This window comes from Novosphingobium fuchskuhlense (genome assembly GCF_001519075.1).
GTDB lineage: Bacteria > Pseudomonadota > Alphaproteobacteria > Sphingomonadales > Sphingomonadaceae > Novosphingobium > Novosphingobium fuchskuhlense.
On the sequence record NZ_KQ954244.1, the window covers coordinates 561,422 to 575,790 of the forward strand.

General features: G+C 66.2%; 11 protein-coding genes. 4 read left to right on the forward strand and 7 right to left on the reverse strand.

The features are described 5' to 3' along the window. Positions 1-16: 16 nt before the first annotated feature. From AQZ52_RS18385 to AQZ52_RS02515, 5 genes are read right to left on the reverse strand one after another with little or no spacing between them, the layout of a single operon-like run. The gene (locus AQZ52_RS18385; protein ID WP_156424759.1) at positions 17-172 is read right to left on the reverse strand and encodes a hypothetical protein; all 156 of its coding nucleotides are present in this window, start codon (positions 170-172) and stop codon (positions 17-19) included. After that, positions 169-1,152, reverse strand: coding sequence for a GNAT family N-acetyltransferase (locus tag AQZ52_RS18985; protein WP_240481415.1), 984 nt, complete (start codon positions 1,150-1,152; stop codon positions 169-171). The genes AQZ52_RS18385 and AQZ52_RS18985 overlap by 4 nt, the downstream gene beginning before the upstream one ends. Beyond that, entirely contained in the window at positions 1,149-1,535 is a 387-nt protein-coding gene (locus AQZ52_RS02505) for a hypothetical protein (protein ID WP_067906355.1), read from the reverse strand. Before AQZ52_RS02505 ends, AQZ52_RS18985 begins: the two co-directional genes overlap by 4 nt. Further along, positions 1,532-3,016 (reverse strand): Fe-S cluster assembly protein SufB, encoded by a 1,485-nt coding sequence (gene sufB / locus AQZ52_RS02510; protein ID WP_067906356.1) that lies wholly within the window; start codon positions 3,014-3,016, stop codon positions 1,532-1,534. The genes AQZ52_RS02505 and sufB overlap by 4 nt, the downstream gene beginning before the upstream one ends. Beyond that, complete coding sequence (locus AQZ52_RS02515) at positions 3,013-3,465, reverse strand: RrF2 family transcriptional regulator (protein WP_067906357.1); 453 nt, start codon at positions 3,463-3,465, stop codon at positions 3,013-3,015. The genes sufB and AQZ52_RS02515 overlap by 4 nt, the downstream gene beginning before the upstream one ends. A 462-nt stretch (positions 3,466-3,927) precedes the next feature. Here AQZ52_RS02515 and AQZ52_RS02520 point away from each other — a divergent pair, with 462 nt between their 5' ends. From AQZ52_RS02520 to AQZ52_RS02530, 3 genes are all read left to right on the forward strand, one after another. Then, positions 3,928-4,959: a quinone-dependent dihydroorotate dehydrogenase gene (locus AQZ52_RS02520; RefSeq protein WP_067906358.1), complete on the forward strand. Its 1,032-nt coding sequence runs from the start codon at positions 3,928-3,930 to the stop codon at positions 4,957-4,959. Positions 4,960-4,969: 10 nt separating this feature from the next. Next, complete coding sequence (gene ggt, locus AQZ52_RS02525; protein ID WP_067906359.1) at positions 4,970-6,724, forward strand: gamma-glutamyltransferase; 1,755 nt, start codon at positions 4,970-4,972, stop codon at positions 6,722-6,724. A gap of 92 nt (positions 6,725-6,816) precedes the next feature. Then, on the forward strand, positions 6,817-8,661 hold the full coding sequence (locus tag AQZ52_RS02530; protein ID WP_067906360.1) for an AMP-dependent synthetase/ligase: 1,845 nt from the start codon (positions 6,817-6,819) through the stop codon (positions 8,659-8,661). A gap of 33 nt (positions 8,662-8,694) precedes the next feature. Here AQZ52_RS02530 and AQZ52_RS02535 read toward each other — a convergent pair whose 3' ends face one another. Further along, positions 8,695-10,332, reverse strand: coding sequence for a glycoside hydrolase family 13 protein (locus AQZ52_RS02535; RefSeq protein WP_067906361.1), 1,638 nt, complete (start codon positions 10,330-10,332; stop codon positions 8,695-8,697). A 91-nt stretch (positions 10,333-10,423) separates the two neighbouring features. Next, positions 10,424-12,412, reverse strand: a complete 1,989-nt coding sequence (locus AQZ52_RS02540) for an alkyl/aryl-sulfatase (protein WP_067906362.1) — start codon at positions 12,410-12,412, stop codon at positions 10,424-10,426. Positions 12,413-12,618: 206 nt separating this feature from the next. On the opposite strand from AQZ52_RS02540, the gene AQZ52_RS02545 reads away from it, so the two are divergent. Continuing rightward, the gene (locus AQZ52_RS02545) at positions 12,619-14,355 is read left to right on the forward strand and encodes a DEAD/DEAH box helicase (protein WP_067906363.1); all 1,737 of its coding nucleotides are present in this window, start codon (positions 12,619-12,621) and stop codon (positions 14,353-14,355) included. Positions 14,356-14,369 lie beyond the last annotated feature (14 nt).

Genomic DNA, 14,369 nt, shown 5'->3' on the forward strand with positions numbered 1-14,369 from the left:
TTTCCAGTCTAATAACCTACCCGTACTTCAAGCCGGATACGATCCACAGGATAAATACTGCAAATGAAGCCAGTATGCCCCACATAATTGCTTCTTCCAGTTTACCTTTGTAGATCGAATAAAGCAGCATTACTGGGATCAGGATCATTGATGCAGTAAACAGATAGCTCATCGCCGTGGCCTTTGGGTCCGCTTGGACCGGCGTTCGGTGTGGAGGCTGCGCATGATGTCGGAAATGCGCTGCGCGGCGGCATCAGCATCGGCGAGCACAGCGGAGGCGGCGATCCGCTCCACGCGGTAGCCCACTTCGGTCAGGCTCTTGTCGCGCGCGGCGGTGAAGGCCGCATCGGCATCGCCGTCGATCTCGATCACCAGCATCAGCTGCTTGCAGGCAAAATCGACGATGGCAGAGCCGATCACCGCCTGGCGCTTGAAGCTGTAGCCGCCGGTTTCGACGCGGGTCAGCGCATCGGCCAGAGCTTCCAGCGCAGGACCGGGATTGCGGCGCATCTCGCGCGCGCGCTCGTGCAGGGCATCAAGCCGCGATTCGGAAATCGCCCAGCCGCGTCCCTTCTTCTGCAAAGTCGGCGCGTCATCCCCGCCAAAACGCAGCGAGAGCTTGCGCTTCGCCGGAGCTTCCGCTGCAACGTCCCGCACTGGCAAGGTAAACCGCTTGTGCACGCGGTCCACCAGCGTGCCATCCTTCAACGGCACCCCCGGCGTCACGCCGAGATCGACAAAGCCCTGCTTGGCGTAGAACGCGAGGCCGCCGGCGTTGTCACCCCGGATCGTCGCGTTGATCGCGCTGAGGCCGAGTGCGGCGGCGCGCTTGGTGGTGGCGGCAAACAGCGCCGAACCGATCCCGCGCTGCGTACTTCCCACGCGCGCGAAGGTGGCGATATCGCCGACATCCTCGGGCAGGCCTGGATAGCGCCCCAAGGTCTGGAAGCCGAGCAAAATGCCGTCTGCATCCTCCGCAACGAAACAGCAGTGGACATTCGGCCCGGTCAGATAGGCTGTATCGAGCGCCTCGGGCATGAACGGCTCCTGCAGCGCGGTCGTTCCGCCTGCCGCGATCACCGCGTTCAGCAGATCGGCCAGCGCAGACGCGTCGTCTGCCATCACTGGGCGCACGATGAGAGTGAGCGTCATTGCGAGTCCTTCCTGCCATTGCAGTTGGCGAGAAAATCCGCGCGCATTTCATCGAACAGCGCCCGCCACGACGTTTCCACGGCGCGGGCATCGTCGAGTTGCTTCTGGCGCCCATCCAGCTGACCGAGAGCGTTCGCAGTGTCTGCCTCTCCTGCGGGCGTGCCTTCACCCCGGTCAGCCGACGGCGCGGCAAGCAAGGTGGCGCGCTCTCGCGCGATGGCACGTTGTTCGGCATAGGCGGCAGCGGCAAATTCGGTGCGTCGATGCGGCTCGCCAGCGATCATCTTGCGCATCTCGACGCGGTCACATGTCTTCACGGCGTCAAGAGCGGGCGCCGGATCGGGCACTTGCAAGCCGCTCAGCAGGAGCATGGACAGGATCATCCGACAGACCCCTCAAGGCTGATCCCCAAGAGCTTCTGGGCCTCAACGGCAAATTCCATCGGCAATTGCTGCAGCACTTCGCGGGCAAAACCGTTCACGATCAGCGCGATGGCGTCTTCCTGCGCGAGGCCGCGCTGCATCGCATAGAACAGCTGATCGTCCGAAATCTTGCTGGTGGTCGCCTCGTGCTCGATCGTCGCGCTCGGGTTGCGCACCTCGATGTAGGGCACCGTATGCGCACCGCAGTCTGCGCCCAGCAGAAGCGAATCGCACTGTGTGAAGTTCCGGACGCCCTCGGCCTGCGGGGCGACGCGCACGAGGCCGCGGTAAGTGTTGTTCGAATGGCCCGCGCTGATGCCTTTCGATACGATGGTCGAACGGGTGTTCTTCCCGTTGTGGATCATCTTGGTGCCGGTATCGGCCTGCTGGTGGTTGTTGGTCACCGCCACCGAATAGAATTCGCCGACGGAAGCCTCGCCGTTGAGAACGCAGCTCGGATACTTCCACGTGATCGCGCTGCCGGTTTCAACCTGCGTCCAACTCACTTTGCTGCGCGCGCCCTGGCACAGCGCACGCTTGGTGACGAAGTTGTAGATGCCGCCCTTGCCGTCCGCATCACCCGGGTACCAGTTCTGCACGGTCGAATACTTGATCTCGGCATCGTCGAGCGCGACCAGCTCGACCACCGCCGCGTGAAGCTGGTTTTCGTCGCGCTGCGGAGCGGTGCAGCCCTCAAGGTACGAGACGTAGGCGCCCTTGTCCGCCACGATCAGCGTACGCTCGAACTGCCCGGTGTTCTCGGCATTGATGCGGAAATAGGTCGAAAGCTCCATCGGGCAGCGCACACCCTCTGGAATGTAGACAAAGGTACCGTCCGAAAAGACCGCGCAATTGAGCGCGGAAAAGTAGTTGTCCTGCATCGGCACGACGCGGCCCAGCCACTTGCGCACGAGATCAGGATATTCGCGGATCGCCTCGCTGATCGAACGGAAGATGACGCCCGCCTGCTCCAGCTCCTTGCGGAAGGTCGTCGCCACCGAGACGCTGTCGAACACCGCATCGACCGCGACCTTGCGCGCGCCTTCCACGCCAGCGAGCACCTTCTGCTCCTCGAGCGGAATGCCGAGCTTTTCGTAGATGCGCAGGATCTCGGGATCGACCTCGTCGAGGCTGCCGAGCTTGGGCTTCACCTTGGGCGCGGCCCAGTAGTAGGATTCCTGATAATCGATTGGCGGAATGGAGAGCTTGGCCCAATCGGGCGTCGGCATGGTCAGCCAGTGGCGATAGGCCTTGAGCCGCCACTCGAGCATCCACTCCGGCTCGTCCTTCTTGGCCGAGATAAAGCGCACGGTGTCTTCGGAAAGGCCCTTGGGGCCGTATTCCTGCTCGATATCCGAAGACCAGCCATGCTCGTAGTCCGCGACGCGGGCGGCTGCATCGCGCGCGGCCTGATCCTTGATCTCCACTTCACCCTCACTCATGCCGAAGCTCCTGCCACCACTCCCGCAGGCACCGGGCGGGTGAGTTGGGTCAGCGTCACACCCGCAAGCGCCCCGCGCAGCGCCGCATCGACCTCAGGCCAGTGCGGGCGCACCGTGCAATCGGCTTCCAGCGTGCAATCATGGCGGCCATGCACGCTGCATGGCGCCATCGCAATCGGGCCCTCTACCGCCTCGACAATATCAGCCAGAGAAATCGCCGCTGCCGGGCGCGCCAGCTTGAGCCCGCCGCCCAGCCCGCGCACCGACTTGAGCAGCCCCGCAGCCGCCAGCTTGCTGACGAGCTTCTGCACGGTCGGCACCGGCAGCCCCGTCTCGTCCGCCAACTGCTGCGCCGAAACCCGTGCGCCGCCAGCACCATGGCGACCGCAATGACGCGCGGCGGCGGTCATGGTCACCACGGCATAGTCGGCCATGCTCGAAAGTCGCATTGCAGCGGGTCCCGGAAAATAGATCCGACATAAAATCGGACTGATCTGTTCCAGTTATCTAGGCGATGGCCGCGATCAGTGCAAGCCGCACGCCTTGCCCCAAAATGCCACAACCTGCCCGAAGCGACGCAGGGTGGTGCCGCAACGCGTGCAACTTCGCGCGCCGCCTGCAAGCAGATAAAAAAAGGCGGCTTGTGCCAGGGCACAAGCCGCCATGAAGTCGAGAACTCGAATGCACTGATGCACCGAGCCCTTCGGGTCGCACGCCTTAGGTACGACACCGCCATGGCTATGAATTGTACGGATTCGACAAAATCGGTGGCACGCTTGCAACAAGCGCGCTAATTCAATGCTTAACAGACGGTTAACCAGCAATTTGGTTGCAATTGGCGCTTGGCGTCGATGCGCGGGGCGGCAATAGAATCACTGACCCGTAAGCGGGCCGGAGGGAAAAGCCCAAGCATGCTCTATTCGATTTGCCGTCCTTTGCTGTTTCGCATTCCCGCCGAATCTGCCCATCGCCTGACCATTGCCGCGCTTGCCCACGCACCGCGCACCGCCCGCACTGCGCCGCAGCCGCTGCTTTGCCAGCGAGTCGCTGGGCTGGTGTTCCCCAATCCCGTTGGCATCGCCGCCGGCTTCGACAAGAACGGCGAAGTGCCCGACGCGCTGCTCGGACTCGGTTTCGGCTTCGTCGAGGCCGGTACCGTCACCCCCCGCCCGCAAGAAGGTAACCCGAAGCCACGGCTGTTCCGCCTCGTCGAGGACAACGCGGTGATCAACCGAATGGGCTTCAACAACGCGGGCGCCGACGTCGTAGCCGCCCGGCTTGCGAATCGCCGCGGCCAGCCCGGCGTGGTCGGCGCGAACATCGGCGCCAACAAGGATTCACTCGACCGGATTGCCGACTACGCGAAGATGACGCGGATCATGGCCCCGCTCGCAAACTACCTCACGGTCAACATCTCGTCGCCCAACACGCCGGGCCTGCGTGCCCTGCAGGACCCGGCGGCGCTGGCGGACCTGCTCGATGCGGTGATCGAGGCGCGCGGCGATCTGCCCACCAAGCTGTTCCTCAAGCTGGCGCCGGACCTGACGTCGACCGACATCGACGCCATCTGCAGGATCGCGCTCGACAAGCGGCTCGACGCACTGATCATCACCAACACCACGATCACCCGCCCTTCTCTGCGCTCGCCGCTTGCAGGCGAGGCCGGGGGCCTTTCGGGCGAACCGCTGCGCCCGTTGGCGCTGAAAGTTCTGCGCGAATTCCGCAGCGCCACCGGCGGGGCCATTCCGCTGATCGGCGTGGGCGGAATTGCCAGCGTAGAGGACGCCTGGGCACGCATCCGCGCCGGGGCGAGCCTGATCCAGATCTACAGTGCGCTGGTCTATGAAGGCCCGGGCCTCGTCCGGCGAATCGTTGATGGCCTTGCCCGGCGTGTTAGCGCCGAAGGCATGAGCAGCATTGCCGAGGCGGTCGGCAGCGAATAACGCTGGCCGCATGGATCTTCGCATCGTCCGCTCGCTCGCGCCCGCCGCGCTCTTCGTAATGGCGCAGGCCTGCGCGCCGCTGCCCAACGCGGCACCGGCCAGCACCCTTGCACCCACGCCCGAAGCCGCGCCGCAGGATCCCGGCGTCGTCACGGCTGCCGACCCGCGCGCAGCGGCCGCCGGCGCGGAAATGCTGCGACTTGGCGGCTCGGCGACCGATGCGGCGATTGCCGTGATGCTCGCGCTGACAGTGGTCGAACCACAAAGCTCCGGCATCGGCGGAGGCGGCTTCCTCGTTACCGCCGATACCACCGGCACGGTCGAGACGTTCGATGGCCGCGAAAAGGCGCCCGCAGCAGCCACGCCCGACTGGTTCAAGGTTGATGGCAAAGTGCTCGATCACGCAGACGCTGTCCCGGGTGGACGCAGCGTTGGCGTGCCCGGCAATGTGCGCCTCGCCGCCATGGCGCACGCCCGCTTCGGCAAGCTGCCGTGGCGCGTGCTGTTCGGCCCGGCGATCCGCCTTGCCGGCGATGGTTTCGCGATCACTCCCCGCCTCGCCGCCACGCTGGCCATGGCGCCCGACATCGCCGGGCTCGACCCCGCCGGCCGCGCGCTATTCTTCGGTGCGGACGGCACCCCGCTTCCGGTCGGCACCGTGGTGCGCAACCCTGCCCTCGCCGCCACGTTCGAGAAGATCGCCGCGCTGGGTGCGGACAGCTTCTATCTGGGCGACAATGCAAAGGCGCTGGCCGCCAAGGTCGGCACTGCACCGCGCAATCCCGCACCGATGAGCACCGCCGATCTCGCCGCCTACCAGGCGAAGCCGCGGGATCCCGTCTGCGGCCGATACCGCGTCTGGCGCGTGTGCAGCATGGGCCCGCCCTCGGCCGGCGGCGTGACGGTCCTGCAAACGCTCGGCGCACTCGAACGCTTCGACCTCAAGGCCATGGGCCCCGCCTCGCCCACCGCATGGCACCTGATCGCCGAGGCCGAGCGGCTCGCCTTTGCCGACCGCGATGCGTATCTCGCCGATCCGGATTTCGCGCCCGTGCCGACTGTCGGCCTTATTGACCCGGGCTATCTCGCCGCACGCTCTGCGCTGATCTCGGAATCCGCGACGATCGGAACGGCAGCCCCAGGCAAGCCCGCCGGCGCAACGGACCGCTTTGCCATGGCCGGCCCGGTCCACGAGAACGGCACGACCCACTTCGCGGCCGTCGATCGCTGGGGCAATGCCGCCAGCTATACCTCCACGGTCGAAAGCGCGTTCGGCTCGGGGCTGATGGTCGGGGGATATTTCCTCAACAATGAACTGACCGACTTCAACCTCGACCCAGAGCGGAACGGCAAGCCGACCGCCAATCGCGTCGAGGCTGGCAAGCGGCCGCGCAGTTCGATGAGTCCGGTGGTGGTTTACGGCCCGGACGGCCATTTGCGCCTCATCGCGGGTGCGGCCGGCGGCTTCACTATTCCGCCGCAGGTGATCCGCGTGATCATCGGCACGCTCGATTGGAACCTCTCCGCGCGCGACGCCATCGCGCAGGGCATTGTGATGCCGGCCCCCGGTGCGCTGGCAGTCGAGGCCGGTACACCGCTGGCCGGCATGGTTCCCGCGCTGCAGGCCCTTGGCCACGACAAGGTCATCGCCGTGCCGATGCGCCTCAAGGCCAATGCCATCGAATGGGTTCCGGGCGAGAACGGCAAGAACCACTGGGTCGGTGCCGCCGATCACAGGAGCGAAGGCGCCACCGCCTCGCCTTGAGGCGCTATCCACAGCCCGCCTTGCCCTTCCGCTACGGCACTCCTAGTTTCCCGGCCAAACAGAACATCGTTGGGTCAGGGGATCATCGCACCGTGCAGCTTTCCGATTTCGCGTCCTATCCGAACCTCGTCGCCATGTTCCTCAACCGGGCCGAGTTCTTCGGGGATCGTCCGTTCCTCTGGGCCAAGCGTGGCGGGGCCTGGACTTCGCTGAGCTGGCGCGAAGCGGCTGCTCAGGTCTGTCTGCTTGCCGAATCCCTGCGCAGCCTCGGCCTTGATCCCGGCGACCGCGTGGTGCTCGTCTCGGAAAACCGCCCCGAATGGTGCATCGCCGATCTGGCCATCATGGCGGCGGGTCTGGTCACCGTGCCGGCCTACGTCACCAACACCGAGCGCGACCACCTCCACGTCCTTGAAAACTCCGGCGCGCGCGCGGTCATCGTCGCCAATGCGAAGCTGGCCCAGCCGCTGCTTGCCGCCTGCCTCAGCGCGCGCGGGGTGGGGCACGTGATCGGGATCGAGCCTTTGCGCCGCATCCAGTCCGACCGGCTGGCCTTTCATGACTGGTCCGCGCTCACCAGCGGCGATGCCGCCTCCGCCCGCCTTTCGGTTGCCGCGCGCATTGCCGCCATCGGGCGGGGCGAGACGGCCTGCATCATCTACACCAGCGGCACCGGCGGCGCCCCCCGCGGCGTGTGCCAGCACCACGGCGCGATCCTGTGCAACGTCGACGGCGCCGCGCATATCCTTGCCGAGGATTTCGGCTGGGACGCGGCTGGCAAGGAAACCGAGGTCTTCCTCTCGTTCCTGCCGCTCAGCCACGCCTACGAACACACCGGCGGTCAGTACCTACCCATCGGCATGGGCGCGCAGATCTACTACGCCGAAGGGCTCGAGAAGCTCGCCAGCAATATCGAAGAGACCCGGCCGACCCTCATGGTCGTCGTGCCCCGCCTGTTCGAGGTGCTGCGTGCGCGGATCATGAAGCAGGTCGAAAAGCAGGGCAAACTGCCGAACTATCTGATGGCCCGCGCTCTCGCGATCGGCGCGCGCAAGGCGGATGGCAGCGCCAGCAATATCCGCCGCATCATCGACGCACCGATGGATTTCTTCATCGAGCGCACCCTGCGGCCCAAGATTCGTCAGCGCTTCGGCGGACGATTGAAGGCCCTCGTTTCGGGCGGCGCGCCGCTCAATCCCGATGTCGGCCTGTTCTTCGATGCCATGGGTCTCACCATGCTGCAGGGCTACGGCCAGACCGAAAGCGGCCCGGTGATCAGCTGCAACCGCCCAAGTGTCGGCCTTGCGATGGACACTGTCGGCCCGCCGCTGCGCGGGGTCGAGGTCAAGATTGCCGACGACGGCGAGATACTCGTCCGCGGCGAACTCGTCATGCACGGCTACTGGCAGAATGATGCCGAAACGCGGCGCGCCATCCCGCGGGACGGGCCGCAGGCGGGCTGGCTCCACACCGGCGACATCGGCTACATCGACGAGAAGGGCCGGATCAAGATCACTGACCGCAAGAAGGACATGATCGTCAACGACAAGGGCGACAATGTCTCCCCCCAGCGGATCGAGGGCATGCTCACGCTCCAGTCCGAGATCGCGCAGGCGATGGTCTCGGGCGACAAGCGGCCCTACATCGTCGGCCTGATTGTCCCCGATGCCGAATGGGCGATGGAATGGTCCCGCGCGCAGGGCGAGAAGTTCGACATGGCGGCGCTGTCCGATCTCCCCGCCTTCCGCACCGCGGTCCGCGCTGCGGTCGACCGGGTCAACAAGGACCTCTCGGTGATCGAAAAGGTGCGCCAGATCGCTCTGGCGGACGAGCCTTTCACTATCGACAACGAGGAAATGACCCCCTCGATGAAGATCCGCCGCCACAAGATCAAGGAACGCTACGGCACCCGGATCGACGCGCTTTACAAGGGGTGAGGTCCGCTGCGAGGCGCGGCGAGGTAGCCGTCTTCAGTGGCCCTGCAACACCGCAAACGCGGCAAACGGCGCAAGCGTGTTGCCCGGCCGGGTCGAAACCGGCCGCCCTGTCAGCAGATCACGGCCCTCGACTGCTGGCATGGCGTCTACGGGTATAGCCATTTCCTGCGCCGCCATGTTGACGACGACGAGCAGGCACTCGCCGTCCAGTCTCCGCTCGTAGACAAACAGGCTGGCATGGTCCGGTTGCAGGAGCCGGAAATCGCCGTGGCGGATGATGGCGTGGTCGCGCCGCAGCGCGATCAGCCGGCGATAGTGCTGGAACACGCCATCCGGATCGGCGCGGTCGCTTTCGGCGTTGAGGCGGGGGAAGTTCGCGTTGACGGCGATCCAGGGTGTGCCTGCGCTAAACCCGGCTTGCGGCGCTGCAGACCACTGCATCGGCGTGCGCGCATTGTCACGGCTGTTGGCGCGCGCGCCGGCCAGGAAATCCGCTTCAACGATGCCTTCGGCCAGCTGGATGCGATGGAAGTTGAGCGTCTCGACATCGCGGTACTGGTCGATGCTGGCAAAGCCGGCATTGGTCATGCCGATTTCCTCGCCCTGATAGACATAGGGCGTGCCCTCCATCAGATGCAGCGCGGAGGCGAGCGCCTTGGCCGATGCAACACGGTGTTCGCCCTCATCACCATAACGGGATACAGCACGGGGCAGGTCGTGGTTGCCCCAAAACAGCGAATTCCAGCCCTTGCCGTGCAGCGCGTTCTGCCAGGTGGCGAACGTTGCTTTCAATGCGGGCCAGTCGATGGCCTTGGGTTTCCACTTGCCGAGCTTCTGGTCCCAAAACCGGGTGACGTGGCCAAACTGGAACACCATGGACACTTCACGCCGCTCTGGCGCGCTGTAGAGCGGCGCGTTGTCCGGCGTCGCGCTCCACGCTTCACCCACTGTCACCACATCGCGCCCGGCGTGCGTCGCCTCGTGCATTTCACGCAAGTAGTGATGAAGCATGGGACCATCGGCGACGATCCCCGCCTCGGGCTGCTTGCCGATCAGGTCGATCACATCCATGCGAAAGCCCGCGACGCCCTTGTCCAGCCACCAGTTCATCATGGCATGGACTTCGGCGCGCAGCGCGGGGTTTGCCCAGTTGAGGTCAGGCTGCTCCGGTGCGAAGAGGTGGAAGTACCAGTCACCACTCTGCGCATCGCGGCTCCACGCCGATCCGCCGAACGAGGCCTCGATATCGGCCGGAGAGCCCTTGGCGGGCGGTGCGTCACGCCAGATGTAGTAGTCGCGATAAGGAGACCGGCGATCAGCACGGGCAGCGCGGAACCACGGATGCTGGTCGGAGGTGTGGTTGACGACCAGATCCATCACGATCCCGATCCTGCGCGCCCGTGCCTCGGCAATCAGGCGGTCCATATCGGCCATAGTGCCGAAGACGGGATTGATCGCACGGTAGTCGGCGATGTCATACCCGTTGTCGACCATCGGCGAGGCATAGACCGGCGAAAGCCAGATGAATCCGATGCCGAGGTCGGCGAGGTAATCCAGCTTGCCAATGATGCCCGGAATATCCCCGATGCCATCGCCGTTGCTATCAGCGAAGCTGGCCGGATAGATCTGGTATCCCGTCGCGGATTGCCACCAGGACGTATCGGACTTCATATGTCCCTCACCTCTTACCCATCTTCAACAATCGATTGCATGACACAGCCAGCGCCGTTTCCAAGCGGAATTGCTATGCGCGCCCGCGCCCTCAGGGCTCTGCGATGTTGAACGCCCCCGGCATCGGATCGAGCGCGTCGAGCCACGCTTCCACCGCCGCACGGTCGCCATCGACCTTGAGCCCGGCCATTTCCAGCTTCGCCAGCGGCATTTTCAGAAACAGCAGGCCCAGCAGGAGGCGGCGCGGCGCGGTGAGCGTCGCGGTGGCGCCCGGTGCCGCATTCATCCGCGCCAGCATCGCGGTGCCGGTGAGTTCGATGCCCGCCGTCTCGCCGCGCTCGGGCATCACGAGGTTGATCGCCGTCTGCCGCCCCGCCAGCTTTGCCGGATCGATCCGCGTCGCCACGGCATCCAGCAGCAGCTGGGTGGGCACGGCCGCGATCATGTCCTGGCTCTGGCTCGATGTGGCGGAGCCGACCCGTCCATGCCTGAGCTCGCTCGCCGCGGCGAGGAACTGGTTGCGCCAGATCGCACTTTCCGCCTGATAGCCCTGCTGCTCATAGCTGTCCGCCAGTGCGGCGCGCGCCGCCTTGTTCGCCGGATCGGCAAAGACCGCCGCGCTGAGCAGCTCGGACGCCCAGCGATAATCCCCCGCCTTCATCGCGGCGCGCCCCTGCGCGATCACTTTGGCCGGCCCGCCAATCGCCCCGACCAGTCGCTTTGCGCGCTCCACCGGCGGCCACGGGTTGAGGTTTGCCGGCACCGCATCGTACCAGCCGAGGTAGAACTGGTAGACCGCTTTGGCGTTGTGGCTGTAGGTCCCGTAATAACCGTGGTTGAACCAGTCAGCCGCCAGCGCGGCGGGTTGCACCAGTGCTTCGGCGATCTCCGCCGGGGTCTCGCCCCGGTTCATCAGCCGCAGCGTCTGATCGTGGAGCACGCGGTAGTTGTCGCGCTGGCTCGCCAGCATCCGGCTCACTTCGGCCTGCCCGAAGCGCGGCCAGCAGTGGCTGGAAATCACCGCCTCGCTGCGCCCGCCGTAAAGCTGCAGCGCCTCGTCGAGATAGCCCGCCCAGGCGCGCGCATCCCGCACCTTCGCTCCGCGCGGGGTGAGGATGTTGTGGAGCGAGCAGGTGCTCATCTCCGCTGAGAGCAGGACCTTGGGCCCCGGCAGATAGACGTTGAGCTCGCTCGGTGCCTCGCTGCCCGATACGATCTGGAACTCCAGTGGCACGCCATCGACGACCCGCGTCTCGCCGGTCTTGCTGACGGTATCGGTCGGCGCGATCAGTGTGATCGTGCCGGAGGACACGCCGAGACCGATACCGCTGCCCATCTGCCCCTGCGCCCCCGGCGCCAGGCCCCCGCCAAACTGGTACTGCGCCCGCCGCCCCATTGCGGAGCCGGCGAGGATGTTCTCGCTCCCCGCCTCTTCCACGAAATGCGCCGGCGCGATGACCGGCACCCTGCCCGCCGTCACCTCCGCCTCGGCGACCACTCCGCGCACGCCGCCGAAGTGGTCGGCATGGCTGTGGCTGTAGATCACCGCGGAGACGGGCCTTGTCCCCAGCTGGGCGTTGACCAGCGCCAGCGCCGCCGCCGCCGTTTCGCTCGTCGTCAGCGGATCAACCAGCACCCAGCCGGTCATGCCGCGGATCACGGTCATGTTCGACACGTCGAAGCCGCGCACCTGCCAAACGCCATCCGCCACCCGGAACAGACCATGCTTTTTCAGCAGCCCCACTTCGCGCCATAGCGAAGGGTTGACGCTCGCCGGAGTAGCACCGTCGACCCAGTCATAGGCCCCAAGGTTCCACACGACCTTTCCGGCAGCATCGCGGATCAGCGGATCGGATGCGCTGGCGACAAATCCGCGCGCGGCAAACCCGGCGTCACGTCCGTCTTCCTGCGGCAGCGCCGCCGCCACGGCCTGCTGCGCCGCGGCGGTTGCCGCGCTCGCCGGCTTGGGCGCCAGCGCCGGATCCGCCGCCGGTGCGCTCTGCGCCAGAGCGGGCGCAGTCCATACCGCAACGGCCGCCAGAACCAGCCGGCTGACCCGACCTCGCATCATGGGGCGCATGTTTGTCCTCTCCTGTTTTTGTCTTCTGCGCCCAGCTTGTCCGCCTGCGCGCCACCTGACAAGAGGCGGGAAATCGCGAGGCCCCTGCAAACAACACAAGCCAAACCGCTCGAATTGCTCTATGGGACCCGCTTCTCCCGGCGTGGAGGCGGCGCGTTCCGCCCGCCACCGCGTGCCCGGCCAGCCGTTCTTCCCCCGAAAGCCCTATGCCCTTTTCCCAGCTCCCCCCCGCCCTCGGCTCCGCCGTGGCAGCTCGCGGCTATGCCGCGCCCACTCCGGTCCAGGCCGCCGTCCTCGAAGCGGAAGCACATGGCCGCGATCTCGTGGTCTCGGCCCAGACAGGCTCGGGCAAGACGGTCGCCTTCGGCCTTGCCATGGCCGCCGAACTCCTTGCCGGTGAAGACCGCATGGGCCCCGCCGGTGCGCCGCTCGCGCTGGTCATCGCCCCCACCCGCGAACTCGCGCTGCAGGTCAGCCGCGAGCTGGAATGGCTCTACGAACAGACCGGCGCGCGCATCGCCACCTGCGTCGGCGGCATGGATGCCTCGCGCGAACGCCGTGCGCTCGGCTACGGCACGCATATCGTTGTCGGCACCCCCGGGCGCCTGCGTGATCACCTCGAACGCGGCGCGCTCCAGCTCTCCGCACTGCGCGTCGCCGTGCTCGACGAGGCCGACGAAATGCTCGACATGGGCTTTCGCGAAGACCTTGAGGCCATTCTCGACGCAACGCCGGACGAGCGCCGCACGATGCTGTTCTCGGCAACGATGCCTGCGCCGATCGTCGCGCTGGCCCGCCGTTACCAGAACAACGCTCTGCGTATCTCGACCGTTTCCGAAGAGCGCGGCCACGGCGATATCGACTATCAGGCGATGGCTGTCGCGCCCGCCGATATCGAGCACGCCGTCGTCAACCTTCTGCGCTTCCACGAGGCGGAGACAGCGATGCTGTTCTGCGCCACGCGCGACAATGTGCGCCGCCTCCACGCCAGCCTGACCGAGCGCGGGTTTGCGGTTGTCGCCCTGTCAGGCGAACACAGCCAGAGCGAGCGCAACCATGCGCTGCAGGCCCTGCGCGATCGCCGTGCGCGGGTGTGCGTTGCCACCGACGTCGCCGCGCGCGGAATCGACCTGCCTTCCTTAAGCCTTGTCGTCCACGTTGAGATTCCGCGCGATGCCGAAACGCTGCAGCACCGTTCGGGCCGCACCGGGCGCGCGGGCAAGAAAGGCACAGCCGTGCTGATTGTGCCCTATCCGCGCCGCAAGCGCGTCGAGGCCATGCTACGCGGCGCGCGCATCCCGGCGCAGTGGGTGCCGGCACCGTCCGCGGCCGATATCCGCGCCGCCGACAATGACCGGATGATGGCGGCACTCCTCGCGCCTGTCGAAGCAAGCGAGGAAGACCGCGCGCTCGCCGCCCGGCTGCTGGCCGAACGCAGCCCCGAGGACATTGCTGCTGCGCTCGTGCAGGTCCACCGCGCCCGACTGCCCGAACCCGAAGATCTGCTGAGCGGTAACGATGCCGGCCCGCCCGCGCAGCGCGAGCCACGCGCCGGGTTTGAGCAGAGCACCTGGATGCGGCTCAACTTCGGGCGCAATCAGAACGCCGATCCGCGCTGGATCCTGCCGCTGCTGTGCCGCCGGGGCCATGTCAGCCGCAGCGAGATCGGCGCGATCCGCATCACGGCGCAGGAAACGCTGTTCGAAGTGCCCACCGCGATTGCGGCGCGCTTCATGGATGCCGTGCGCCGCACCGCCGAGGAAGCCGACGAGTTCGAGATCATGCCGATGGATGGTGCCGCGCGTGATGACGCACGCCGGCATCGCCGCGAAGGCAAGCCGAACCACGCGCCCAAGCCCTATCGTCAGACCGGGCGGCCGGAAGCGCCGAAGAAGCCGCACCGCAAGGGAACGTGGCGGGCCAAGCCGGACCGCGCGAAGTAGGGAACAGGACGAGC

What these genes read in the sequence shown, in the direction of transcription:
- AQZ52_RS18385 (WP_156424759.1), bottom strand. Translation starts at nt 172, where the DNA reads ATGAGCTATCTGTTTACTGCATCAATGATCCTGATCCCAGTAATGCTG.
- AQZ52_RS18985 (WP_240481415.1), bottom strand. Translation starts at nt 1,152, where the DNA reads ATGACGCTCACTCTCATCGTGCGCCCAGTGATGGCAGACGACGCGTCT.
- AQZ52_RS02515 (WP_067906357.1), bottom strand. Translation starts at nt 3,465, where the DNA reads ATGCGACTTTCGAGCATGGCCGACTATGCCGTGGTGACCATGACCGCC.
- sufB (WP_067906356.1), bottom strand. Translation starts at nt 3,016, where the DNA reads ATGAGTGAGGGTGAAGTGGAGATCAAGGATCAGGCCGCGCGCGATGCA.
- AQZ52_RS02535 (WP_067906361.1), bottom strand. Translation starts at nt 10,332, where the DNA reads ATGAAGTCCGATACGTCCTGGTGGCAATCCGCGACGGGATACCAGATC.
- AQZ52_RS02540 (WP_067906362.1), bottom strand. Translation starts at nt 12,412, where the DNA reads ATGCGCCCCATGATGCGAGGTCGGGTCAGCCGGCTGGTTCTGGCGGCC.
- AQZ52_RS02520 (WP_067906358.1), top strand. Translation starts at nt 3,928, where the DNA reads ATGCTCTATTCGATTTGCCGTCCTTTGCTGTTTCGCATTCCCGCCGAA.
- AQZ52_RS02505 (WP_067906355.1), bottom strand. Translation starts at nt 1,535, where the DNA reads ATGATCCTGTCCATGCTCCTGCTGAGCGGCTTGCAAGTGCCCGATCCG.
- ggt (WP_067906359.1), top strand. Translation starts at nt 4,970, where the DNA reads ATGGATCTTCGCATCGTCCGCTCGCTCGCGCCCGCCGCGCTCTTCGTA.
- AQZ52_RS02545 (WP_067906363.1), top strand. Translation starts at nt 12,619, where the DNA reads ATGCCCTTTTCCCAGCTCCCCCCCGCCCTCGGCTCCGCCGTGGCAGCT.